General features: G+C 57.5%; 22 protein-coding genes. 20 read left to right on the top strand and 2 right to left on the bottom strand.

Features of this window, described 5'->3' with window-relative positions; genetic code table 11:
* Positions 1-44: 44 nt before the first annotated feature.
* From AC27VJ_RS10350 to AC27VJ_RS10260, 19 genes are all read left to right on the top strand, one after another.
* Complete coding sequence (locus AC27VJ_RS10350) at positions 45-887, top strand: cell envelope integrity EipB family protein (protein ID WP_488683941.1); 843 nt, start codon at positions 45-47, stop codon at positions 885-887.
* 195 nt (positions 888-1,082) lie between these two features.
* The gene (rpsB, locus tag AC27VJ_RS10345; RefSeq protein ID WP_113088045.1) at positions 1,083-1,850 is read left to right on the top strand and encodes a 30S ribosomal protein S2; all 768 of its coding nucleotides are present in this window, start codon (positions 1,083-1,085) and stop codon (positions 1,848-1,850) included.
* Between the two features lie 250 nt (positions 1,851-2,100).
* Positions 2,101-3,027: a translation elongation factor Ts gene (gene tsf / locus AC27VJ_RS10340; protein ID WP_113088046.1), complete on the top strand. Its 927-nt coding sequence runs from the start codon at positions 2,101-2,103 to the stop codon at positions 3,025-3,027.
* Between the two features lie 198 nt (positions 3,028-3,225).
* Positions 3,226-3,948, top strand: a complete 723-nt coding sequence (gene pyrH, locus AC27VJ_RS10335) for a UMP kinase (RefSeq protein WP_113088341.1) — start codon at positions 3,226-3,228, stop codon at positions 3,946-3,948.
* Between the two features lie 66 nt (positions 3,949-4,014).
* Complete coding sequence (frr, locus tag AC27VJ_RS10330) at positions 4,015-4,572, top strand: ribosome recycling factor (protein WP_113088342.1); 558 nt, start codon at positions 4,015-4,017, stop codon at positions 4,570-4,572.
* Positions 4,573-4,634: 62 nt separating this feature from the next.
* Positions 4,635-5,378, top strand: coding sequence for an isoprenyl transferase (locus tag AC27VJ_RS10325; protein ID WP_488683940.1), 744 nt, complete (start codon positions 4,635-4,637; stop codon positions 5,376-5,378).
* Positions 5,378-6,211: a phosphatidate cytidylyltransferase gene (locus AC27VJ_RS10320; RefSeq protein ID WP_113088048.1), complete on the top strand. Its 834-nt coding sequence runs from the start codon at positions 5,378-5,380 to the stop codon at positions 6,209-6,211. Before AC27VJ_RS10325 ends, AC27VJ_RS10320 begins: the two co-directional genes overlap by 1 nt.
* Before the next feature lie 42 nt (positions 6,212-6,253).
* Positions 6,254-7,387 carry an RIP metalloprotease RseP gene (rseP, locus tag AC27VJ_RS10315; protein ID WP_488683939.1) on the top strand — a complete coding sequence of 378 codons (1,134 nt, stop codon included), beginning with the start codon at positions 6,254-6,256 and terminating at the stop codon, positions 7,385-7,387.
* Positions 7,388-7,587: 200 nt separating this feature from the next.
* On the top strand, positions 7,588-9,918 hold the full coding sequence (gene bamA, locus AC27VJ_RS10310) for an outer membrane protein assembly factor BamA (protein WP_488683938.1): 2,331 nt from the start codon (positions 7,588-7,590) through the stop codon (positions 9,916-9,918).
* Between the two features lie 49 nt (positions 9,919-9,967).
* Positions 9,968-11,032, top strand: coding sequence for a UDP-3-O-(3-hydroxymyristoyl)glucosamine N-acyltransferase (gene lpxD, locus AC27VJ_RS10305; RefSeq protein ID WP_488684336.1), 1,065 nt, complete (start codon positions 9,968-9,970; stop codon positions 11,030-11,032).
* Positions 11,025-11,492: a 3-hydroxyacyl-ACP dehydratase FabZ gene (gene fabZ / locus AC27VJ_RS10300; RefSeq protein ID WP_045230517.1), complete on the top strand. Its 468-nt coding sequence runs from the start codon at positions 11,025-11,027 to the stop codon at positions 11,490-11,492. The genes lpxD and fabZ overlap by 8 nt, the downstream gene beginning before the upstream one ends.
* A complete protein-coding gene (lpxA, locus tag AC27VJ_RS10295) occupies positions 11,489-12,301 on the top strand; it encodes an acyl-ACP--UDP-N-acetylglucosamine O-acyltransferase (RefSeq protein ID WP_488683937.1) in 813 nt (270 codons plus the stop codon). Before fabZ ends, lpxA begins: the two co-directional genes overlap by 4 nt.
* 3 nt (positions 12,302-12,304) lie before the next feature.
* Positions 12,305-13,171 (top strand): LpxI family protein, encoded by an 867-nt coding sequence (locus tag AC27VJ_RS10290; RefSeq protein WP_488683936.1) that lies wholly within the window; start codon positions 12,305-12,307, stop codon positions 13,169-13,171.
* Complete coding sequence (lpxB, locus tag AC27VJ_RS10285) at positions 13,168-14,364, top strand: lipid-A-disaccharide synthase (RefSeq protein WP_488683935.1); 1,197 nt, start codon at positions 13,168-13,170, stop codon at positions 14,362-14,364. The genes AC27VJ_RS10290 and lpxB overlap by 4 nt, the downstream gene beginning before the upstream one ends.
* A 149-nt stretch (positions 14,365-14,513) precedes the next feature.
* Positions 14,514-15,218 carry a GntR family transcriptional regulator gene (locus AC27VJ_RS10280; RefSeq protein WP_488683934.1) on the top strand — a complete coding sequence of 235 codons (705 nt, stop codon included), beginning with the start codon at positions 14,514-14,516 and terminating at the stop codon, positions 15,216-15,218.
* 10 nt (positions 15,219-15,228) lie between these two features.
* Positions 15,229-16,014, top strand: a complete 786-nt coding sequence (locus AC27VJ_RS10275) for a transporter substrate-binding domain-containing protein (RefSeq protein ID WP_353575659.1) — start codon at positions 15,229-15,231, stop codon at positions 16,012-16,014.
* A gap of 70 nt (positions 16,015-16,084) precedes the next feature.
* Positions 16,085-16,756: an amino acid ABC transporter permease gene (locus tag AC27VJ_RS10270; protein ID WP_488683933.1), complete on the top strand. Its 672-nt coding sequence runs from the start codon at positions 16,085-16,087 to the stop codon at positions 16,754-16,756.
* Entirely contained in the window at positions 16,753-17,412 is a 660-nt protein-coding gene (locus AC27VJ_RS10265; RefSeq protein WP_488683932.1) for an amino acid ABC transporter permease, read from the top strand. The genes AC27VJ_RS10270 and AC27VJ_RS10265 overlap by 4 nt, the downstream gene beginning before the upstream one ends.
* Entirely contained in the window at positions 17,390-18,121 is a 732-nt protein-coding gene (locus tag AC27VJ_RS10260; RefSeq protein ID WP_488683931.1) for an amino acid ABC transporter ATP-binding protein, read from the top strand. Before AC27VJ_RS10265 ends, AC27VJ_RS10260 begins: the two co-directional genes overlap by 23 nt.
* A gap of 168 nt (positions 18,122-18,289) precedes the next feature.
* Here the strand turns inward: AC27VJ_RS10260 and gltA are convergent, their stop codons facing one another.
* Positions 18,290-19,579: a citrate synthase gene (gltA, locus tag AC27VJ_RS10255; protein ID WP_113088059.1), complete on the bottom strand. Its 1,290-nt coding sequence runs from the start codon at positions 19,577-19,579 to the stop codon at positions 18,290-18,292.
* Positions 19,580-19,839: 260 nt separating this feature from the next.
* On the opposite strand from gltA, the gene AC27VJ_RS10250 reads away from it, so the two are divergent.
* Positions 19,840-22,326: a ComEC/Rec2 family competence protein gene (locus AC27VJ_RS10250; protein ID WP_488683930.1), complete on the top strand. Its 2,487-nt coding sequence runs from the start codon at positions 19,840-19,842 to the stop codon at positions 22,324-22,326.
* 119 nt (positions 22,327-22,445) lie between these two features.
* Here the strand turns inward: AC27VJ_RS10250 and AC27VJ_RS10245 are convergent, their stop codons facing one another.
* Entirely contained in the window at positions 22,446-23,126 is a 681-nt protein-coding gene (locus AC27VJ_RS10245) for a glutathione S-transferase family protein (protein WP_488683929.1), read from the bottom strand.
* Positions 23,127-23,260 lie beyond the last annotated feature (134 nt).

The raw sequence follows: 23,260 nt of genomic DNA, 5'->3' as shown, positions 1-23,260 counted from the left end.
GTTGCTTGTACAATATGAGCAGTGAGTCCAACAGGAGATATTGAATGTTTGTCAGGAACCTTGCTGTTGCTTTTGCTTCCGGCGTCGTTTTCGTGCTGCCGGGTGTTGCAAGCGCTGTGCCTGCCACCGTTCCCAACCTCATCTCCCACCGCGCCGTCTATGATCTGGAATTGAAGGATGCGTCGGACCGCTCCGGCATCGAGGGAATGACCGGCAGAATGGTCTATGAATTCACCGGCTCCTCCTGCAAAGGCTACAAGACCGACTTTCGCTTCGTGACCCAGATCAGCACCGGCGATACCGTGCGGATGACCGATCAGCAGACAACGACGTTCGAGGATGCGGGCTCCAAGAAGTTCACCTTCGAGACCAAGTCATTCACCGATGACAAGCTGGACAAGGAAGTGACCGGCTCTGCCGTCGATACCGATGGCACCATGACCATTGACCTGACCAAGCCCGATGCGCGCAAGATCGATCTGGCCGCAGGCGAATTTCCGACCGAGCATATGTTTCAGGTCATCGAGAATGCCAAGCTTGGAAAGCGTATCTTCGAATCGCGCGTCTTCGATGGCTCCGATGACGGTGATGAAAGCCTGATCACCTCCACGCTCGTAGGCAAGCAGCAGACGCCAGCGGATGGTGACGCGGATGCGGGCAAGGCGGGCGATTTCGCCAAGACGCCGTTCTGGCCGGTGACCATCGCTTATTACAACGACAAGAGCGGTACCGATTCTCTGCCCATCTACCGCATGTCGTTCAAGCTCTATGAGAACGGCATCACGCGCGATCTGACGATGGACTATGGCGATTTCGTTTTGACGGGCAAGCTCGCCAAACTCGATATTCTCCAGCCTGAAAGCTGTGATAACAAGCCGATGCGCTGAACGGCGCGTCACGCGATTTCGTAATTTTCCGCATAATTGCTTGCATTTCGTTGAAACTGGCTGTATGCGGCACACCATTCCACACGCGAAGCTTGGGATGTTGCGGGAGAAATCCGGATCGTTCCGCCCGGTGGCGCCGCCTCAAAACGGTGCTGTTTGCTTCGCGGGGGTTCAACCGGAAAAGGATAACTAGGCATGGCATTGCCCGATTTCTCTATGCGTCAGCTTCTGGAAGCTGGCGTTCACTTTGGTCACCAGACACACCGCTGGAACCCAAAGATGAAGCCGTACATCTTCGGCGACCGCAGCAACATCCACATCATTGACCTGGCACAGACAGTTCCTTTGCTGTCGCGCGCCCTTCAGGTCGTGTCTGACACGGTTGCCCGTGGCGGTCGCGTTCTGTTCGTTGGCACGAAGCGTCAGGCTTCTGAAATCATTGCAGACAGCGCAAAGCGCTCCGCTCAGTACTACGTCAACTCGCGTTGGCTCGGCGGCATGATGACCAACTGGAAGACGATTTCGAACTCGATCCAGCGCCTTCGCAAGGTCGACGAAATCCTCAACTCCGACGCTTCCGGCTACTCCAAGAAAGAGCGCCTGAACCTTGAGCGCGAACGCGAAAAGCTTGAAAAGGCTCTCGGCGGTATCCGCGATATGGGCGGCGTTCCGGACCTGATGTTCATCATCGACACCAACAAGGAAAAGATTGCGATCGAAGAAGCCAAGCGTCTTGGCATTCCGGTCGTTGCAATCATCGACTCGAACTGCGACCCGGACCAGATCGATTTCCCGATCCCAGGTAACGACGACGCATCGCGCGCCATTTCGCTTTACTGCGACCTGATCGCTCGCGCAGCCATCGACGGTATCGCACGTCAGCAGGGCGCATCTGGCCGCGACATCGGTGCTTCGGAAGAAGCTCCAGTCGAGCCTGCTCTGGAAGACGAGGCTGGCGCCTGATCGTTGGCCCTTGGGCGGCATTCATGATGCCGCCTTCTCAATCAGGATCTGACAAGGCCGTTCTGGACTCCATAAGTTCGACGGCCTTGTTTGTTTACATCGCGCACTCCCGCAGGGCTTGGGCGCGATTTTGAAACTTCGTGGCGGCTGTTTCATCAGCCTGTCACAGTTCCGGGTACATTCGTTCCCAAAATCCGATTTCGGTCGGGCCGCATCGCGCCGTGACCGACGAACCGACAAGAGGCACACAATGAGCGAAATCACAGCCGCAATGGTAAAGGAACTGCGCGAGAAGTCTGGCGCAGGCATGATGGATTGCAAAAAGGCGTTGACTGAGACAGCCGGCGACATGGAAGCTGCAATCGACTGGTTGCGCGCCAAGGGCATCTCCAAGGCTGACAAGAAGTCTGGCCGTACGGCTGCCGAAGGTCTCGTTGGTATCGCTTCTGCCGGCCACAAGGCTGTCGTCGTTGAAGTCAACTCCGAAACCGACTTCGTTGCTCGCAATGATGCCTTCCAGGATATCGTTCGTGGCGTAGCTTCGGTTGCCCTGACGACTGACGGTTCTGTTGACGCTATTGCTGCTGCAACTTACCCAGCCACCGGCAAGTCTGTTTCCGATACCATCAAGGACGCGATTGGCACTATCGGCGAAAACATGACGCTGCGCCGCGCAGCCCTGCTCGAAGTCGAGCACGGCGTTGTTGCGACCTACGTTCACAACGCTGCTGGCGACGGCATCGGCAAGCTTGGCGTTCTTGTTGCGCTGAAGTCCGAAGGCGACAAGGCTGTTCTGACGTCCATCGGCCGTCAGGTTGCCATGCACATTGCTGCGACCAACCCGCTCGCCATCCGCGCTGAAGAAGTTGACGCCACTGTTGCTGAGCGTGAGCGTAACGTATTCATCGAACAGGCTCGCGAATCCGGCAAGCCAGAAGCCATCATCGAGAAGATGGTTGACGGTCGTATGCGCAAGTTCTTCGAAGAAGTTGCTCTTCTTTCCCAGGCATTCGTCATCAACCCTGACATCACGGTTGGCGACGCTGTCAAGGAAGCCGAAAAGGAAGCCGGTGCCAAGATCGAAGTCGTCGGCATGGCCCGCCTGCTGCTCGGCGAAGGCATCGAAAAGGAAGAAAGCGACTTCGCTGCTGAAGTTGCTGCGGTCGCCAAGGGCTGATCTCTTCACCCAAATATGGGAAAACTACGGGGCATCGCGTGACAACGCGGTGCCCTTCGTGTATCCGCGTTCCGGTAATATTCCGTACTGCGCGGCGATCTCCAGGATTCGTCGGGCTTGCGGTTTTTCTCTAGTTTTCGCATGGCGTCATTGCAAATGCGCTGCGTAACTTTGCGTGACATGCTTTAAGGAGTCATGATGTCTTCCAAGCCGCTTTATAAACGTGTTCTTCTCAAGGCGTCGGGCGAAGCCCTCATGGGCAATCAGGGTTTCGGGATCGACGTTGCCGTCGCAGACCGTATTGCGTCTGACATTGCCGAGGCGCGAGCCATGGGCGTCGAAGTGGGTGTCGTCGTTGGCGGCGGAAACATCTTCCGCGGCGTGGCTGTTGCCTCAAAGGGCGGCGACCGCGTGACCGGCGACCACATGGGCATGCTGGGAACGGTCATCAATGCGCTGGCGCTGGCGACGTCGCTGCGCAAGCTGAGCATCGATACGGTTGTTCTGTCCGCCATTGCCATGCCTGAGATTTGCGAGAGCTTTTCACAGCGCGCCGCCGTTCACCACCTGTCCCAGGGCCGCGTCGTGATCTTCGCTGGTGGCACCGGCAACCCGTTCTTCACCACCGATTCCGCTGCTGCATTGCGCGCTGCCGAAATGGGCGCCGAGGCGATCTTCAAGGGTACTCAGGTGGATGGTATCTATTCCGCCGACCCGAAGAAGGACCCGACGGCCACCCGTTTCGACGAGCTGACCCATTCGGAAGTGCTGGGCAAGGGACTGGCCGTCATGGACGTTGCCGCCGTTGCGCTGGCGCGGGAAAACCACATTCCGATCATCGTTTTCTCGATCCATGAAAAGGGTGGTTTTGCTCAAATATTGACGGGCGGCGGCCGCAAGACCATCGTGCACGACACATAATTGACCGGGCGTTGATTCCACGCTGTGAAATGAGGCCTGTTCGGCCAGAACTGATGGAGTATGAAAATGAGTGGTATTGACCTCAACGATATCAAGCGCCGCATGGATGGCGCGATCAATGCATTCAAAAGCGATATCGCATCGCTGCGCACAGGCCGTGCGTCTGCCAACATTCTCGACCCGGTCACGGTCGATGCCTATGGTTCGCGCGTGCCGCTTTCGCAGGTTGCCAACATCACCGTGCCAGAAGCACGCATGCTGGGTGTGAACATCTGGGACAAGTCGATGGTCGGTGCTGTGGACCGCGCGATCCGCGAATCCAACCTCGGCCTCAATCCAATCGTTGACGGCCAGAACCTGCGCATTCCGCTGCCTGAGCTGAACGAAGAGCGCCGCAAATCGCTCGTTAAGGTCGCTCATGAATATTCGGAAAAAGCCAAGGTTGCCATTCGTCACGTTCGCCGCGATGGCATGGACGGTCTGAAAAAAGCCGAAAAGGATGGTGACATCGGTCAGGATGAAAGCCGTGCGCAGTCCGACAAGGTTCAGAAAATGACGGATGACACGATTTCGGATATTGATCGCTTGCTTGCGGAGAAGGAAAAGGAAATCATGCAGGTGTAAATAGCCGCAAGGCTACTGTAAGTTTTCTCTTTTTAATTCCGCGCTGCTTAAACTGGATCGAGATGTCGGACATTACACGTTCCTCACTACCTGAGCATGTTGCCATCATTATGGATGGTAACGGGCGCTGGGCAAAGCAGCGCGGGCTTCCGCGCATCATGGGCCATCGTCGCGGCGTTGAAGCCGTGCGCGAGACCGTGCGTGCCGCCGGTGAATGCGGCCTGAAATACCTCACGCTTTTTGCGTTTTCCTCTGAAAACTGGCGCAGGCCGGAAGCGGAGGTGAGCGATCTGCTCGGGCTTCTCAAGGCCTTCATCCGCCGCGATCTGGCGGACCTGCACAAGGAAAATGTGCGGGTGAGGGTGATCGGTGACCGTGAAGGTCTGAACGAGGACATCAAGGCCTTGCTGACCGAAGCCGAGCAGATGACCCGTGACAATACGGCGCTGACGCTGGTCATCGCCTTCAATTATGGATCGCGCGATGAAATCGCCCGTGCCGCTGCCTCGCTTGCAAGAGACGTGGCGGAAGGCAAGATCGACGCTTCACAGATCGATCCCGATGCCATTACCGCACGGCTGGATACAGCTGGCATGCCGGATCCGGACCTCATCATCCGTACCAGCGGGGAGGAGCGGCTTTCCAACTTCCTGCTGTGGCAGGCGGCCTATTCGGAATTTCTGTTCATTCCCGATTACTGGCCTGATTTCGACCGCAAGACGTTCTTCTCCGCCATTGACCAGTATATGACGCGCGACCGCAGGTTTGGTGGCCTGTCGGGTCAAGTCGCTCTGGCGGGCACCTGATGAACCGCGAGTTGAAGCTTCGGATCATTTCCGCCATCGTCCTTGCCGCCGTTATTCTGACCGCCACATGGTACGGCGGAATGATGTTCCGCGTCGTGGCAGGACTTCTGGCGCTGCTCATTTATTACGAGTGGAGCACCATCACCAAGCTGTCCGATACCAATCCGACCGGCTATGCCTGGGGCTGGTTTGCCGTCGCTGTGATGAGCGGCAATACGATTTTCGGCGAATCCTCGCTCGACCTGCCTCTGCTGTCTGGCTTTGCTTTGACGGCGGCTCTGTTTCCGGTGCTTCGCGGCAAGAACTGGTGGCTGGTCGGCGGCATCGTCTATGCAGGCTTGAGCGGCATCTCGCTGGCAGCCATCAGAGGTGAAGAGCTGACGGGCTTTGCCGCTATGATTTTCGTCTTCGCCATCGTCTGGGCCACGGATATTTTGGCTTACTTCGTCGGTCGTGCCATCGGTGGCCCGAAGCTTGCGCCATCAATCTCTCCGGGCAAGACCTGGTCGGGTGCGATTGGCGGCACGGTTTCCGGCGTGATTGCCGGTGCTGCGGTGGCTGCGATCTATCACGGACGTATCAGTTTCGTGATTGTGGGACTGGCGCTGGTTCTCTCCGTTTTCAGCCAGATCGGTGATTTGTTCGAATCCTTCATCAAGCGCCGCTTCAAGGTAAAAGATTCCAGCAATCTCATCCCCGGTCATGGCGGCTTCATGGACCGGGTTGACGGTCTTGTTTTTGCCTGCTTTACCGTATTCCTCATTGCTGTTGTTCACGCGGCGATAACCGGTGATGTGCCAGGGTCGGACGGCGGCATCGTGCCGGGGTTCTGACGAGCGCGTGGAACAGGCACTCAAGCGAAAGGCTGGGAAGACATGGATATGGTAACGGCAACGGTTGGTTTCTTGACCGGTTATATGGTGCCGTTCGTTCTCGTTCTTTCCCTCCTCGTTTTCGTTCATGAGATGGGCCATTACCTCGTCGGACGCTGGTGCGGTATTCGATCCACAGCTTTTTCCGTCGGTTTTGGTCCGGAACTCATTGGCTTCACAGACAAGCGCGGCACCCGATGGAAGCTTTCGGCCATCCCGCTTGGCGGCTATGTGAAGTTCTTCGGTGACGACGATGTGTCCAGCAAGCCAGACAGCGATGGCCTTGCCGGTTTGTCGCTGGAGGAGCGGGCGCAGACGCTTGCAGGCGCAAAGCTGTGGAAAAGAGCAGCCACCGTCGCCGCCGGCCCGATCGCCAACTTCCTGCTAGCTATTTTGATTTTTGCGGCGCTGTTTACGATCTATGGTCGCATGATCTCCGACCCCATCGTGTCCGAAGTGCGTGAGAACAGTGCGGCACAAACCGCCGGTGTTCTCCCGGGAGACCGTCTGGTCGCCATCGATGGCGAGAACGTCAAGACATTCGAAGATGTGCGCCGCTATGTGGCGGTGCGTCCCGGCACGCCGATCACGGTGACCGTCGAGCGCAATGGCCAGGAGCTTGCACTGCCCATGGTGCCGACGCGCACGGAAACCACGGACCAGTTCGGCAACAAGATGGAGCTGGGAATCATCGGTATCGTCACCGATCAGGCCCGCGGTAATTTTCGCCACGTCACTTACTCCCCTGCTGAAGCGCTGGTGGAAGGCGTGCGGGAGACCGGCCATGTCGTGACCGGCACGTTTGCTTACATCGGCAATCTCGTTACCGGTCGCATGAATGCGGATCAGCTGGGTGGTCCGGTGCGTGTCGCGCAGGCATCAGGCCAGATGGCAACGCTCGGTTTTGCAGCCCTTATTCAGCTTGCGGCCTTGCTTTCCGTTTCGATTGGCCTTCTCAATCTCATGCCTGTGCCGATTCTGGATGGCGGGCATCTGGTGTTTTATGCCATCGAGGCTGTGCGGGGCAGGCCACTGGGTTCGGGTGCGCAGGAGGTTGCTTTCCGTATCGGTCTTGCGATGATTTTCAGTTTGATGGTATTTGCCACATGGAATGATATCAGCAGCTTGATCGGCTAAAACGCGCTTTAGAGCTGATTTTTTAAGAGGGTGTTTACCTTGTTTTGAAGCCAAAGTGGCGATTGAGCCACGGTTGCTTGCGAAGTAAACAGAAATTAACGGTCGGGCTTGCTTGTAGAGCAAAAGCAGGTAAAACGACGCAGATGGCCGGAGTCGGGTTCTGCCCGCTGAGGGACAACGGGAAAAGGTAAGAATTGAAAATGAAGGCTGGTTCAAGATTTTTGAACGCGGTGTCGGCGGTTGCGCTGTCTGCTGGTGTTTCTTCGGTTGCAGCTCTGGGAGTGCTTGCTTCTTCTAGTGTTGCATATGCGGCAGTGATCAGCAGGATCGATGTTCGGGGCGCTGAGCGCTCTGGTGCAGATGCCGTGCGTTCCAACATCACGATTGCTCCAGGCCGGAACTTTTCCAACGCCGACATCGATGAATCGGTCAAGCGTCTTTATGCGACAGGCTACTTTTCCAATGTCAGCATGAGCGTTTCGGGCAGCACACTGGTCGTGACGGTTCGTGAAAACAACCTCGTCAACCAGGTCGTGTTCAACGGCAACCGCAAGATTAAGGACGACAAGCTTCAGGGCATCGTTCAGACCCAGTCTCTCGGCCCATATGATCAGACACTGGTCACAGCCGATATCGCCCGCATCAAGGAAGCTTATGCTGCCATCGGTCGTAGCGACGTTCAGGTCACGACGCAGGTCGTCAATGTCGGTCAGGGTCGCGTAAACCTTGCTTTCGTCATCAACGAAGGTGAACGCACCAAGATTGCCCGCATCGATTTCGTCGGCAACAATGCCTATAGCGACGGTCGTCTGGCTGCGGTTATCAACACCAAGAAATCCAACATGCTGTCGTTCCTGACACGCAAGGATGTTTACAATGAGGACAAGCTGCGCGCTGACGAAGAAGCGCTGCGCCAGTTCTACTACAATCGTGGTTATGCCGACTTCCGCGTGACGGGTTCGAACGCGGTTCTCGATGAGTCCACGAACGAATACACCATCACCATCACGGTCGATGAAGGTCAGCGTTACGCATTCGGTAACGTCGCCGTCGAGTCGACCGTTCCTGGCGTCGATGGTTCCGAGTTGCGGGGTCTGGTGGACACACGTCCAGGTTCGAACTACAGCGCCAAGGAAGTTCAGCAGAGCATGGAAGCTATTTCCAAGCGCGTTTCTGCCGAAGGCTATCCTTTTGCCCGCGTGACGCCCCGTGGCGACCGCGACATGAACGGCAACACCATCGGTGTGACCTACATCGTCGATCAGGGTGAGCGCGCTTACGTCGAGCGTATCGAAATCCGCGGCAACACCCGCACGCGTGACTATGTCATTCGTCGCGAGTTCGACATCAGCGAAGGCGACGCCTTCAACCAGACCATCATCACCGCTGCAAAGCGTCGTCTTGAAGCTCTGGGCTACTTCTCCAAGGTCAATATCGGCACGTCGCAGGGCAGCGCCCCGGACCGCGTCGTGATCGTGGTTGACGTTGAAGATCAGGCAACCGGTTCGTTCGGTATCGGTGCTGGTTACTCGCAAAACGACGGTGCGCTTCTCGAAGCCTCTATTGAAGAAAAGAACTTCCTCGGTCGCGGCCAGTACATCCGTATTGCTGCTGGTGCCGGTCAGGATGATGCGCGTAGCTACAACCTGTCCTTCACAGAGCCTTACTTCCTCGGCTACCGCCTTGCTGCAGGTTTCGACCTGTTCAAGAGCCAGAGCTCGAGCGAAGATTACTATGATTACGACGAGCAGGGCTTCGCGCTCCGCGTGACGGCTCCGATTACCGAAAATCTGGCGACGACGTTCAAATACACGTACAAGCAGATTAACTATGACGGTAAGGGTGATTGGGATCAGCCGGGCAATCTTGCTTCGCCTTATCGTGATCTAATTGAAGGCGGTAATTGGACGCAGTCGATCATTTCCAACACCTTGGCTTATAACAGCCTTGATGACCGCAACATGCCACGCGAAGGCTGGCAGGGTGCGTTGACCAACGAATTTGCTGGTCTTGGTGGCGACTCCGAATACTACAAGATTTATGCCAAGGCTCGTTATTACCACACCCTGTCTGATGAATACGACATCATCGGCTCGATCACTGGTCAGGCCGGTTACGTAGCGCCGACGGGTGACAACCTGCTCGTGTTCGACCAGTTCAAGATTGGTGGTCGCGTGATCCGTGGCTTCGAGAATGACGGTATCGGCCCACGTATTAACGGTGACGCCATTGGTGGCACGACATACTTCGCAGCATCTGCTGAAGTGACGGCACCAATGCCAGGCGTTCCGGAAGACTTCGGTCTGCGTCTTGCTGGCTTTGTTGACGCCGGTACGCTCTACGGAAACAAGGTTAGAGTTTCTGGTGGCGAACCTGTTGATGACGACAGCTCGATCCGTGCGTCTGCCGGTATCGGCCTGATGTGGGCTTCGCCGTTCGGTCCTCTGCGCGTAGACTACGCAGTGCCGTTCATGAAGGAAGACTACGACGAAGTGCAGAATTTCCGGTTTGGCATGTCCAACACTTTCTGATATCGGCAGTCCAGAACTGCGAGTTTGAACGTTCTGGAGTATCCGTTTGATGGAGTACAACGCCTTTTTTCCGCCCCACGAAGGCATGCGATTGAAAGACATCGCAGACCGTCTTGGGGCGGAACTGTCTGATGAGGCTGCTGGAGATCGCATCGTGCGGTCTATCGCGCCTGTTTACCGCGCAAAGCACGATCAGCTTTGCTATATTCTTTCCCGCAAAAATCGCGATGAGTTGCTGACCTGCGAAGCCGCAGCGGTGATCTGCGACGAGGCGCTGCGTAAGCTCGTGCCAGCGCATATTCCGGCATTGATCGCCAAAAACCCGCATACCGTTTTTGCGCAGGCTGGAGCCTTACTGCACGCATCGGCTATGCGGCCTTCTGCGATACTGGATCAAGCAGAGGGGATTTCTCCTGCAGCGCATATCGATCCGTCGGCCAAGCTTGAGGCTGGCGTCGTGGTCGAACCTTTGGCCGTCATCGGTGCCAATGTGCATATCGGTACCGGCACGCGCATCGGGCCGGGCGCGATCATCGGCGCGGATGTTCAAATCGGGCGCGATTGCACGATTGCGGGTGGGGCCAGCATTCTTTCGGCCTTGCTGGGCAACGGCGTCATTATCCACAACGGTGCCCGCATCGGGCAGGATGGTTTTGGGTATGCGCCAGGCCCGCGTGGTATGATCAAGATCGTGCAGATCGGTCGTGTCATCATTCAGGACAATGTCGAGATTGGTGCCAACACCACCGTCGACCGTGGAACCATGGATGACACTGTCATCGGTGAAGGCACGAAAATCGACAATCAGGTTCAGATCGGCCACAACGTGCGTATCGGTCGCCATTGCGGCATCGTCAGCAAGGTGGGGATCGCGGGCAGCACGCGCATCGGTGATGGCGTGATGATTGGCGGCGCGAGCGGTATCAACGGTCACATCAACATCGGCGACGGCGCTCAGATTGCGGCGATGAGCGGCGTTGTCGCGGATGTGCCGGCGGGTGCGAAATATGGTGGCGTGCCTGCACGCCCATTGAAACATTTCCTGCGCGACATGGCGGAACTGCTGGCGCGCGCCGAGGAGCGAGACAAGAAGACAGGAGAGAAGAATGTCTGAAGAGACAAAGACGACGCTTGGCGCGGCCGACATCCTTGAAGTGATGAAGCTGCTGCCGCATCGTTATCCATTTTTGCTGATCGACAAGATCATCGACATCGATGCCGACAATTCCGCAACGGGCATCAAGAACGTGACCGTCAACGAGCCGCATTTCACCGGCCACTTCCCGGATCGCCCCATCATGCCGGGCGTTCTCATCGTGGAAGCCATGGCGCAGACGGCGGGTGCCATCTGTGCGCGCAAGCAGGGTGACGGCGGCCATCTCGTCTATTTCATGACCATCGACAATGCGCGCTTCCGCAAGCCGGTCGTGCCGGGTGACCGTCTTGAAATCTACGTCGTCAAGCAGCGCCAGCGCGGCAATGTGTGGAAATTCCACTGCGATGCGAAGGTGGATGGCGTTCTGGTGGCTGAGGCTGACATCGGCGCGATGATGATCCCCGAGGATCAGCAATGAGCAAGATTGCGGCTTCGGCCAAAATTCATCCGATGTCTTTCATCGAAGACGGTGCTGTCATCGGTGAAAACGTCGTGGTCGGTCCGTTCTGCCATGTCGGGCAGAAGGTTACGTTGCATGATGATGTTCAGCTGATTAGCCACGTCGTCGTGCTGGGTTGCACCACCGTTGGCAAGGGCACGACAATCTGGCCCTCCGCCGTCATTGGTGGCGATTCGCAGAGCGCTCACCACAGCGCCGTCGATACGACCCTGGTCATCGGTGAAAATTGCACCATCCGTGAAGGTGTGACGATGAACACCGGCACCGTCGAACATGGCGGTACCACCATCGTCGGCAACAACAACCTGTTCCTGGCTTATGCGCATGTGGCGCATGATTGCCGTCTGGGCAACAACATCATCCTGTCCAACAATGTCATGCTGGCTGGCCACGTGACCATCGAGGACCGGGCTATTCTGGGGGGCGGTTCTGCCGTGCACCAGTTCACCCGCGTTGGCCGTCAGGCATTTATTGGCGGTCTGTCTGCTGTCAGCTATGATGTCATTCCCTATGGCATGCTGAACGGCAATCCTGGCCTTTTGAGCGGGCTCAACATTGTCGGCATGACGCGTGCTGGCATCGAACGTGCCGAAATCCACAAGGTTCGCCGCGCTTACAAGCAGATTTTCGAAAGCGAAGGCAGCGTGCGCGCAAATGCTGCCGCCATTCGCGGCGAGTTTCAGGATTGCCCGCAGGCGCTGGAGATCATCGATTTCATTGCAGCGGCAAATGACCGGGCGATTTCGTCGCCCAATCGCGGAAAGTAATTCGTGGCACCGGGTGCGGGGCGTCTGGCCATCATCGCTGGTAGCGGTTTTCTGCCTTATTACGTGGCGGAAGCCGCGCAGCAAGCTGGCGAAACGCCCTTCATCATCCGGCTGAAAGACGAAGCTGATCTGGACTGGACGCGGTTTGAAAGCGTGTCCATCAGCGTTGGTGACGTCTCAGCGCTGGGCAAGCTTTTGGCAACGCACCGGATCGACCGCGTGGTGCTGTCCGGCGGCGTGTCGCGTCGGCCAGAATGGCGCGAAATCCGCCCCAATTTCAAAATGATTGCGAAAATGCCGTCCATCATCCGTACGCTGCTGTCGGGCGGGGATGATACGGTGCTGCAAATGGTCATCGGGCTGATCGAAGCGCAAGGCGCGCGGGTGATCGGCGCGCACGAAATTGCCCCCGGTCTTCTGGCGACAACGGGCGCGCTTGGCAAGATTGAGCCGAGCGACGAAGACCGCAGGGATATTGCTAAGGCTGCGCAGGCAGCGCTGGCGCTGGGTGCGCTGGATGTGGGGCAGGGCTCCGTCTCCGTCGGTGGCCGTATCGTCGCGCTGGAAGGCGTCGAGGGCACGGATGGAATGTTGGCGCGCGTGGCCTCGCTGCGTGCCGAGGGCCGTATCTCCAGCCGTAGAAAAGGCGTTCTGGTCAAACTGTGCAAGCCGCAGCAGGATATCCGCGCGGATCTGCCCACCATCGGTCCATCCACGGTGCAGAATGCGGCCAAGGCCGGGCTTGCCGGTATCGCGGTGGAAGCGGGCAGGGCCTTCGTGCTGGATCGCGACGCGATGCTTGAGGCGGCGAATGAGGCGGGACTGTTCGTCTGTGGTATCGATACCGGCCTTGCGGGAGAGATGATGTGAGTGACAGCGTTCTCAAACTGGCCGTCATCGCGGGCGAGGTTTCCGGCGATCTGCTGGGCGCCGATCTGGTCCGGTCCCTGAAGGTTCAATATCCGGGGCGCGTTGAACTCTTCGGCGTTGGCGGCGATGCCTTGACGGCTGAAGGTCTGGTTTCGCTGTTCGATTATTCCGAACTGTCGATCATGGGTTTTACCCAAGTCCTCAAAAAGCTCCCGCAGTTGCTGGCGAGGATCAAGGAAACGGCAAACGCCATTATTGCCGCACGACCGGATGTGCTGTTGATCATCGACAGCCCGGATTTCACGCATCGCGTGGCCAAGCGCGTCCGCAAGGCTTTGCCCAACCTGCCTGTCATCAATTATGTCTGCCCCAGCGTATGGGCATGGAAGGAAAAGCGCGCTCCGGCGATGCTGTCCTATGTAGACCACGTTCTGGCGCTCTTGCCGTTTGAACCGGAGGCCATGCAGCGCCTCGGCGGCCCGGCCACGACCTTCGTTGGACATCGCCTAAGCGTGGATGCGGATTTGCTCGGCGTTCGCGAACAGCGTGCCGCGCGTGGGTTGCCTCAGCCCGACGAACGCAGAACGATCCTGCTGCTGCCCGGCTCGCGTTCCACGGAAACCACGCGGTTGATGGAGCCGTTTCAGACGGCAGCAGCAGCCTTCGTAGAGCGAAACGGCCCAACGCGCTTCGTGCTTCCCACCGTGCCAAGGCAGGAAGCCCGCATTCGCGAACTCGCCGCCGCATGGCCAGCCCATATCCGCCCCGAGATCGGCACGGATGCCGCTTTCAAATGGCAGGCCTTTGCGGAAGCGGATGCCGCCATCGCCGCGTCGGGTACGGTCATTCTGGAGCTTGCGCTCGCCAATGTGCCAGTCGTCTCGGTCTACAAGACCGACTGGATTTTCACGATGTTGAGCAGGCGCGTGAAGACATGGACCGGAGCGTTGCCGAACCTGATTGCCGACTATGCCGTTGTGCCTGAATATTTCAACGAGGTCGTGCGCGCAGGCTCCATGCTGCGCTGGGCCGAGCGCCTGTCTTCCGATACCTTGCAGCGCCAAGCGATGCTGGAAGGCTTTGCGCTGGTGCAGGAGCGTCTGCGGACGGAACGCCCGCCGGGCGAGGTTGGTGCGGAAATATTGCTGTCGGTGTATCGCAGCAAAAGCGGCGCGATGAGCCATCCGGCCTGATGCTGCCATCGCCCAATTTGTGATCGCACGCCAAATGATCTGCGATTAAAAAATTATCAAATGTGCATTTCTCCAGCGTTACGGCATCGCGTGGCGCTGGATTTTTTGTGTTCTGACGGACTGGCACGCAGCTTGCTTACCAGTCTTGTATGCAAGATAGACATACATTCAACACCGACCAAAGCGCGATAGAATCGGCCATCGTTTCCGGAATCCTTTCCGCGCGCATACGCCCCGGCACACGGCTGGGTGAAAACCAGTTGGCGGAAATCTATGGTGTATCGCGCACCAAAATTCGCGAGGCGATGATGCGTCTCGTGACGCGCGGTGTCGTTCAGGTCAGCCCGCGCCGGGGCTGGTTCGTGGTCGAGCCTTCCGCAGAAGAGGCCGTCAAAGTCTACGGGGCCCGCCGCGTCATAGAATGCGGTTTGCTGCGCAACATGACAGTGCTTCCAGCGGCAGGTCGGCAGATACTTCTCGATCATCTTGATGAGGAGAAGCAGGCGATGGCAGTTGCCGATCGGCAGCGGCTGACATGCCTGATGGGTGATTTCCACATTCGTATTGCCGAAATTGCCGGAAACGACATCATCATCGATCTCCTGCGCGATCTCACGGCCCGCACGATTTTGATCTCCATGCTCTACCAGTCGGATTTCCACGCCGCGCAATCGCATGAAGGGCATTGCCGCATCTTCGAAGCGATGGATGCGGGTGACTTCCTGAAAGCGTCTGAACTTGCGGTCACGCATCTGGACGAGGTCGAGACTGGCCTTGATCTGACGCGGCAGCAAGATCGCCATTTCGAGCTTCGCAATTCACTTTCCCTCCCTCCACTCCACGCAACTCTCTAGGAGATTTCAGATGTTCAACAGACGTGCATTTTTCGCCGCCATTGCCATTGCCGCAAGCGCCAGCTTCGCCGCGCCTGTCTTCGCAGATGCCTTGAGCGACATTTCCTCTCGCGGCACCATCCGTGTTGCCGTGCCGCAGGACTTCCCGCCCTTTGGCAGCGTGGGAACGGATATGGCACCGCGTGGATATGACATCGACGTCGCCAATCTGATCGCCGAAAAGCTGGGCGTGAAGGCGGAACTGGTACCTGTCACCAGCGCCAACCGCGTTCCCTACCTCCAGACCAACAAGGTCGATCTGGTCATTTCCAGCCTTGGCAAGAATGCAGATCGTGAAAAGGTCATCGATTTCTCGGTTGCCTATGCGCCCTTCTTCAACGGCGTTTTCGCGCCTGACAGCGTGAAGATCGAAAAGGCCGAAGACCTCTCCGGCAAGACCATCGGCGTCACGCGCGGTGCGGTGGAAGATCTGGAACTGACGAAGATCGCGCCTGCGGATGCCACCATCAAGCGCTACGAAGACAATAACGGCACCATCTCCGCATTCCTCTCCGGTCAGGTTCAGACGGTTGCAACCGGCAATGTGGTTGCCGCTGCCATTTTGGAAAAGAACCCGCCGAAGCGTCCCGAACTGAAGTTTCTCATCAAGAACTCGCCATGCTTCATCGGTCTCAACAAGGACCAGCCAGCGCTTCTGGAAAAGGTCAATGCCATCATTACCGCTGCGAAGGCGGATGGCAGCCTGAATGCCATTGCCCAGAAGTGGCTGAAGACGGACCTACCGAAGGATATTTAAGACCGTTTAGAATTCGCGCCTCGTGGTGATACGGGGCGCGGTTCCTTATATTTTTTCGAAAGGAACCGTCGTGAATTACACTTTCGAATTCGGGTGGCTTCTCGAATATTATCCTGTGATTGTGAAGGGGGTGCTGATTACCCTTCAGCTGATTGCCATCGGTGGCGTGCTCGGAATTGCAGTCGGCATTTTCTGCGCATGGGTGCGTGCACTCGGGCCGACTTGGCTGCGCCCACCCATCGCGCTTTATGTGGAGCTGATCCGCAATACGCCGTTTCTGATCCAGCTGTTCTTCATCTTCTTCGGCCTTCCATCGCTGGGCTTGCAGCTGACGGAGTTGACGGCGGCCAATATCGCCATGGTCGTCAACCTGGGCGCCTATAGCTGCGAAATCATCCGCGCAGGCATTCAGGCAACGCCGAAGGGGCAATTCGAGGCAGGGGCCAGTCTTGCCATGACGCGGTTTGAAACGTTCCGCCATGTGGTGCTGGTGCCATCGCTGCAACGCATCTGGCCCGCACTGTCGTCACAGGTGGTCATCGTCATGCTTGGCTCTTCCGTGGTGTCGCAGATTGCGGCGGAGGATTTGACCTTTGCAGCCAACTTCATTCAGTCCCGCACATTTCGCGCCTTTGAGGCCTATATGGTATCGACCGTGATCTATCTCGCGCTGGCCATTCTGCTTCGGCAGATATTGCTTGTCATCGGCGGCTTCATTTTTCCAAGAAGGAGCGCCCGATGATCGAGTTTTCCACCTGGGATATTCTGCGCAACCTGCTGCTGGCAGCGCGATGGACGGTGCTGCTATCGCTCGTCTCCTTTATCGGCGGTGCGATGGTTGGCCTTCTGCTGCTGTTCATGCGCATTTCTAAAAAGAAGTCGCTGCGGGTTTTTTCCAAATATTATGTCGAGCTGTTTCAGGGCACACCGTTGCTGATGCAACTCTTCATCGCCTTCTTCGGGCTTGGGTTACTGGGCATCGATGTGCCAGCATGGCTTGCCGCCGGTATAACGCTTATTCTCTGGGCCGCGGCCTTCCTCACCGAAATCTGGCGCGGCTGTGTGGAGGCCGTGTCCAAGGGGCAATGGGAAGCATCCGCCAGCCTTGGCATGGGGCGGCTGCAGCAGATGCGATACGTCATTTTACCACAGGCGCTGCGTGTCGCCATTCCTCCGACCGTTGGCTTTGCCGTTCAGGTCATCAAGGGAACGGCGGTGACATCGATCATCGGCTTCGTGGAGCTATCCAAGGCCGGGACTGTCGTCACCAACGCCACCTTCCAGCCCTTCACCGTTTATGGCCTCGTTGCCCTCATTTATTTCGCGCTGTGCTGGCCGCTATCGAAGAGCAGCCAGATTCTCGAAAGGAAGCTTAATGTCGCTCATCGAAATCACTGAAGTCCGCAAGAGCTACGGCACGAACGAGGTGCTGAAAGGAATCAACCTCGATATCGAACCGGGCGAAGTCATCGCGATCATCGGCAAGAGCGGTTCGGGAAAATCGACCCTGCTGCGCTGCGTCAATGGCCTCGAAACTATCTCATCAGGTGCGATCTCGGTCGCTGGCGCCCAGTTTCTGGACGACGAGCTTCACCTGAAAGCACTGCGCCTGAAAGTCGGTATGATCTTTCAGCAGTTCAATCTCTTTCCGCATCTGACCGTCGGCGGCAACGTCATGCTGTCGCAAACGGTGGTGAAGAAGACGCCGAAGGCAGAAGCGGAAGCACTGGCGCGCAAGATGCTGGAACGCGTGGGTCTGGCGCATAAATTCGATGCCTACCCCGACGAACTCTCCGGCGGCCAGCAACAGCGTGTGGCGATTGCCCGCGCCCTCGCCATGCAGCCGACAGCGCTTCTCTGCGACGAAATCACCTCCGCTCTCGACCCGGAACTAGTAGCCGAAGTGCTGGCCGTTGTCCGCGAACTGGCGGCGGAAGGGATGACACTGGTCATGGTCACCCACGAAATGAAATTCGCCCGAGACGTCTGCTCCCGCGTCGTCTTCATGCACGAAGGCAAAGTCCACGAAATCGGCCCACCGGAAGAGGTGTTTTCAGCGCCGAAGACTGCGGAACTCAAGCAGTTTCTCGGTGTGGCGGCGAATTGAGATCGGTGTGATGCGTCATCCTTGGGCTTGTCCCAAAGGATCTAACGAACCCCAACATCAGACGTGGGTAGATAATCGGGACAAGCCCGAGCATGACGGTCTAGAAACGACAGATATGAAAAAAGCCGGGCGTTGACCCGGCTTTCCATTCATTCGTTGCTTACAAGCTTAGCGCTTGGAAACCGGCACGTAGTCGCGCTTTGCTTCGCCAGTGTAGAGCTGGCGTGGGCGGCCGATGCGCTGCTGTGGGTCTTCGATCATTTCGTTCCACTGTGCGATCCAGCCGACGGTGCGGGCGAGAGCGAAGAGGACGGTGAACATGGTCGTGGGGAAGCCGAGAGCCTTGAGCGTGATGCCGGAGTAGAAATCGACATTCGGATAGAGCTTCTTTTCGACGAAGTACGGGTCGGAAAGGGCGATCTTTTCCAGCTCGAGAGCGACCTGCATGATTGGATCGTCGGAGTTGCCGGTGGCTTCCAGCACTTCGTACATCGTCTTCTGCATGATCTTGGCGCGCGGATCGTAGTTCTTGTAAACGCGGTGGCCAAAGCCCATCAGGCGGAACGGATCGTTCTTGTCCTTCGCGCGGGCGATATATTCCGGAATACGGTCAACCGAGCCGATTTCGTTGAGCATGTTGAGCGCAGCTTCGTTCGCGCCGCCATGGGCAGGGCCCCAGAGGCAAGCGATGCCGGCAGCGATACAGGCGAACGGGTTTGCACCGGACGAACCAGCGAGACGAACCGTAGATGTCGATGCGTTCTGCTCATGGTCGGCATGGAGAATGAAGATGCGGTCCATGGCGCGGGCCAGAACTGGATCGACCTTGTAATCTTCACATGGCACGGCAAAGCACATGTTGAGGAAGTTGGATGCGTAATCCAGATCGTTCTTCGGGTAAACGAAGGGCTGGCCGATGTGGTACTTGTAGGCCATTGCCGCAATCGTCGGCATCTTCGCGATCATGCGCAGCGATGCAACCATGCGCTGGTGCGGATCGGTGATGTCGGTGGAGTCGTGATAGAAGGCAGACAGCGCGCCGACCGTGCCGCACATGACGGCCATGGGGTGGGCGTCGCGGCGATAGCCGGTGAAGAAGCGGCTCATCTGCTCATGCACCATAGTGTGGCGCGTTACGCGGGTATCGAAGTCCTTCTTCTGTGCAGTCGTTGGCAGTTCACCGTAAAGCAGCAGATAGCAGGTTTCTAGGAAGTCGCCCTGTTCGGCCAGCTGCTCGATTGGGTAGCCGCGGTGCAGCAGAACGCCTTCGTCACCATCGATATAGGTGATCTTGGATTCGCACGATGCTGTCGATGTAAAGCCTGGGTCGTAGGTAAAGGTGCCGGTGTGCTTGTAAAGCGTTCCGATATCAACGACCTTGGGTCCGATCGTGCCTTCTCGTACAGGAAGATCGACTTTACTATCGCCGAGAGTCACTGTCGCGCTATTTTCCGTCATACCATACCTCCGAAATATGCAGGCGATGCGGGGTGACGCATCAGCCAGTTAAGCGTCAGCGATTTAGCTATATGATCTCCGCGCCAATGCCAAGCTATCCAAAGGGCAAATTGTGCATTGCGACACGCCAATATCCCGAAATGGGGCATTTCATGGGAACAGTGTTTCATTCTAGGTCAATGCTTCCTTAATCGCGCAAGTGGTTGCAATCTGCCTTTCAGGGTTGCAAACTAAAAGCTTGCGGCAAGGGGCGCCGGGGCGTGAACACTAGGGAAGAACAGCAGCATTTCCGCCTGGCGGAAACGGGCTTCGTTGCGCAAACGGAACTCGATGACTTGCTGTTGCCGTTGCATGTTTCCCGGGGTGCGCTGGTTGCGCAGGATGGACTTGCCTCCACGCCGCCGGCCATCATTTTCAGGCTGAGATGCTGGTTTGTGCGGTGCATTGAAATTGAGGCTGCGCACCGGCAGGACTTTCTCTTCATTCCCGTCTTCATTGCCGCAGGCGCAGCACTTTGGTTCAGCCTGCCTGTCACGCCATCGCACTGGTTTCTACTGGTTTTGGCAATTGGCGTTGCGGCCATGGCGGGTGCGCTTTTTTACCGACCCGGGGCGACGTCTGCCATTTTGAAAGCCAGCGCATTCGTGCTGCTCGGCATGCTGCTGGCGGACTGGGAAACACGGCGGGCGGCGACCACCATTCTCGATACGCCTGCGACGACGACGATTACCGGCACGGTGGAGCGGCGGGAACTGGATGCGCGGGGTAACTGGCGCTATGTGGTTGCGCTGCAATCCACCTCCGCACCCAAACTGTCGCGCCCGCCGGAACGGGTATCACTGGTGTCGCGCAGCCGGCATGAGGCAATCGGCATCGGCCAGACGATCAGCGGCAAGGCGCGGCTTTCACCGCCCTCCGGCCCGGCGTTGCCGGGGTTGAATGATTTTGCCTTTGCATCGTTTTTCGATGGCATCGGCGCGACGGGCTATTTCTATGGCCCGCCCAGGACGGTGGCAGGAATGCCGGGTGAGCAGGGCACTAAGACCTGGCTGCAAAGCGCTGACAGTTGGCTTTACAAGCTCCGAAGCCAGATCGCACAGCGCATTCGCAACCTGATCGGCGGCGATGCGGGAGCCTTTGCGGCATCCATTGTCACCGATGAGAGACGTGCGATTTCTGTCGAGACGATGGAGGCGCTGCGCGTTTCCGGCCTTGCGCATATCGTGGCCATCTCCGGCCTGAACATGGCGCTTGCCGCCGGTATTTTCTTCATCGGCATGCGCACCACCTTTAGCCTGTTTCCCGGTTTCTCGCAGCGTTGGCCGGTCAAGAAAATATCCGCTTTTGCGGCACTGCTCATGACGCTTGCCTATTACCTGATTTCGGGTTTTGCAGTTTCGGCGGAGCGCGCGTGGTTGATGATGTCCATCATGCTCATTGCCGTGCTCGTGGACAGGCCTTCGATCAGCCTGCGAAACGTCGCACTTTCCGCCATCGTCATCATCGTTCTGTCACCGCATGAGGTGATGGGGCCGAGTTTCCAGATGTCCTTCGCCGCGACACTGGCGCTGGTGTCCGGCTATGCGTTCTGGAGCAGGTGGCGCGGCGAGAGGGAAAGGCTCGTGATCAGCCGTCCGCCATGGTGGCTTTCGGTGTCGCAGAAGGCGGCGACGATCATCGGTGGTGTCGTCATAACGTCACTGATCGGTGGCATCTCGACGGCGATCTATTCTATCGAACATTTTCACCGCATCACCACCTACGGGCTGGCCGCCAATCTGGCCGCAATGCCGGTCATGTCGCTGATCGTCATGCCTTTTGCACTGGTGGGAATGCTGCTGATGCCCTTCGGTCTAGATGGGCCGTTTCTGAAGGTCATGGGTTACGGCATGGCAATGGTGATTGAAATTGCCAAGACGGTTTCGAGCTGGGGCGGCGACGCGACCATCGGGCGGCAGAATGGCTGGTTTCTGGGTGTCTCCACGGCGGGATTTCTGATCATCGCGCTGCTGCGCACGCGGCTTGCTCTGATCGGGCTGCCGCTGATCGCCGCCGGATTCGCTATGCTGGTGACGGAGCAATGGCGCAGCAAACCCGATCTGCTGATTTACGAAGATGGCTCGCTGGTTGCGTTGCTGTCGGCGGATGCCGTCGCGACGACGAAGCCCCGTGCCTCCGGTTTCATCTATGATCAATGGGCAAGGGCGGTGCCATTGCCAGAGCAGCATGTTAGCCCAAGAATGCTGGATGTGGTGAAGTCACTCACCGTTGACGCCGCGCAAGAGGCTGGCGAGGCCGCCGGTCGTAGGCCTCGTCTGAGTGATGAGGATAAGGTGCGGGCCGCCAGAGAAATCAAAGAGGCCTTATCGGGTACGGATCGCTTCACCTGCCGTAAAGACCAATGGTGCGTTGCGACGTCAAAGTCCGGCGTGGCCGTCGCGATCATTCTGGATACGGCGCTCACGGGAGCGGGTTGCGATCTCGCCGATCTGGTGGTGACGACCCGCAGGGTGCCTTTTTCCACATGTCGATCCGGCGCGATCCTCATCAGCAGCGAAACCTTGCGGCGCACGGGCTCCATGGAAATATGGCTTGGTGAAAAGGGTAAGTCTGTGCTGCGCGCCGAAGCGGCGATGCAGGATATGGACCGCTTCTGGACAAGGCACCGTAGCTATGACTGGCGCAAAGGCGATTTCGACGCGTCAGTGCCGGAGCATATCGAAAGAATGCTATCGAACGCCCCGTGATATGCTTCATTCAAAGGTGCCGCTTGCGCGCTTTGCGACACCTTCTGACTCGTTTTCACACAGACCGTTTTACATAGCCAAGTCGGTATTTTCGTTCGAAACAGACGCCGTTCCATATCTCACGACTTCAAGCGCAAATCCGCCAGCCATTCTCCGATGCCTTTGGCTTCCGCCTCGTGTTCTGCATCGCGCCACGGTTCCAGCAAGGCCGCATCCTGCCATTCCTGCATTGCGGGGAGGGTGAGGAGACGGTTCTTGTAAGCCTCGGCCTCGGGCGACAAAGTCGTCGCGTAGGTTTGGAAGCGGAAGGCGACGGGGCAAAAAAACGCGTCTACTGCCGTAAATGCGTCTCCCGCCAGGAACGGGCCGCCGAAAGATGTTAGACCTTCCTGCCAAAGTGCGTCGATGCGGGAAATGTCTTTCTTCAGCGCCTCGCCAACCTCGCTAGGTTGAATGCGAAGGCCGACATTCATCGGATGTTCGTTGCGCAATGTCTGAAAGCCGGAGTGCATTTCAGCCGCCGCAGAACGCGACCATGCTCGTGCCTTTGCCTCACCAGCCCAAACGCCACCGTGACGTTCCGCCAGATATTCGATGATCGATAGCGAATCCCATACGGTCAGGTCGTTCTCCACAAGGCAGGGCACCTTGGCCGTCGGAGAAAAAGTTGCGAAATCCTCGGCCGAATTACCGAAGGGCGTCAGCTTTTCGCTGAATGCAATATCGAGTGTCCGCATCAACACCCATGGCCGCAGGGACCAGGAGGAATAGTTCTTGTTGGCAATATAAAGCTCGTACATCTCATATCCCTCGGTTGCAGCACCGTGTTAGCGCGGGAAATTTCGTCGATACAGATGGTTTGCGCGATGGTGGTCTTCAAATTATTTGATGTTTTAGTCGTGTGCCCATGTGGTGACATTAGAAACAGAGGGAT

It is taken from the genome of Agrobacterium sp. 20P9.1.2 (assembly GCF_057799395.1).
This window is presented reverse-complemented; position numbering and strand designations above follow the sequence as displayed.